The 1,429-nt window shown below is 45.1% G+C and carries 1 protein-coding gene and 1 pseudogene; one reads left to right on the forward strand and one right to left on the reverse strand.

Going from position 1 to position 1,429, the window contains the following annotated elements; genetic code table 11:
- Positions 1-389 (reverse strand): annotated as a pseudogene (locus tag ACJ751_RS15315) (hypothetical protein); the annotation flags it as partial.
- An 81-nt stretch (positions 390-470) separates the two neighbouring features.
- Here ACJ751_RS15315 and ACJ751_RS15320 point away from each other — a divergent pair.
- A partial coding sequence (locus tag ACJ751_RS15320; protein WP_407746375.1) for a hypothetical protein occupies positions 471-1,429 on the forward strand: 959 nt, incomplete at its 3' end.

The following is a 1,429-nucleotide window of genomic DNA, read 5'->3' on the forward strand; positions in this document are numbered from 1 at the left end:
ACCCAGTTCAGAATGTATTTACGGCTGCGGGTTTCTTCGTCTTCCCCGAAAATGATTTTGGCTTCCTCAAAATCCTCGGTGCCGTCTTCCTGGTGCGAAAGCGTTTCGGATAATAATTGAATTAATATGTCTTCCCCAATAACAAACCGGTTCTCCTCCTTATATACATGGTAAAGAAAGGGTAAATACCAACGGGCGCTCCGGGAGCGGAGCATTTGTATGGCAGGATTCGCAGTCAATAAGTACAATAGATCTTCCTGTTTCATGGTCACAATTCCTGTAATGGTTTTCAGGCATACAGCAGGGCGTAAAATAGGGCATTTATTCAAATTCCCTCCTGTAATATCTCCCCGTATGTGTATAAATTCCTGGGTTAATATTATTAACAATTTTGTTGTATTTTGGCAGGCACCAGAAAGTCGTAGCCCTTAAAAAACTATGGGAAAATCCCCCATACCAACCCAAGTAAGATGTGCCTGAGAGTATTACAATTGAGCTGCCTGTTAGCCCTGTTTCAATGTTGCTTTTTAAATGGTTTTTCGCAGAACGTGCTTTCGCCTTACCCGATAGATGCCTGCACTACCTACACTTTCCGTTCACAAACGGGCGATGCCGCCTATGACAACCACATTAATGATATGTATGGCAATAGCACCGGCAACAGTTTCCAGGTAGGGTATACTACCATCAATGGAAACCAGGATGGCCTGTTGCAGCAACTGGATATAAACGGCAAAGTTGTTTGGTCAAAAACCTTCGGTAACAGCAGCTTAAACGAACGCATCCAGAGCATAGGCAAGTTACCTGATGGCACGCTGGTTATGACCGGCACCATTGAAAACACCAATGGAACAAACCAGCATCCGTTTGTGGCGGCTGCAGATATGGCCGGGACCTTTTTGTGGATAAAGTCCATTCAAACTGCCACCGATTACCGCGGGGCGTATGTGCTTGCCACCAAAACCGGTACAATAGGTGTGGTGGCGGAAGATGACTCCACCATGCTATATGCCCGGTTTAATACTTCGGGTAATATTGCATGGTTGAAAAAGGTACAGGCGCTTCCCAAAAGTAAAACAGTTGGAATGGTAGAAGATGTACGGTGGTTTATAGGATACACGGGTGAGGAAGGAGGCAGAAAGATCGGCGGCATCATCGTTATTGACTCTTTAACGGGTAATATTGTAAGAACAAAGCAGTTCGGTGGAGGCGCCACCAACTCAGATTTTATATTTCACAGCCTTCAGCTCATCAACATCCGGCCGCGGATAACCGGTATCTACTCCGAAAACAACCAACCTTATAAACTTTTCAGAATGTCGAGTTCGCAGGCGAACGACTTTCAAACAGTGGGGTTTTTCGAAACCTTCAATACGCCCACTATTAATTTTGACGCAACAGCCTTTAGCACCCAATCAACATGGTCTGA

Origin of the sequence: Niastella sp. (assembly GCF_045805085.1) — a bacterium.
Taxonomy (GTDB): domain Bacteria; phylum Bacteroidota; class Bacteroidia; order Chitinophagales; family Chitinophagaceae; genus Niastella.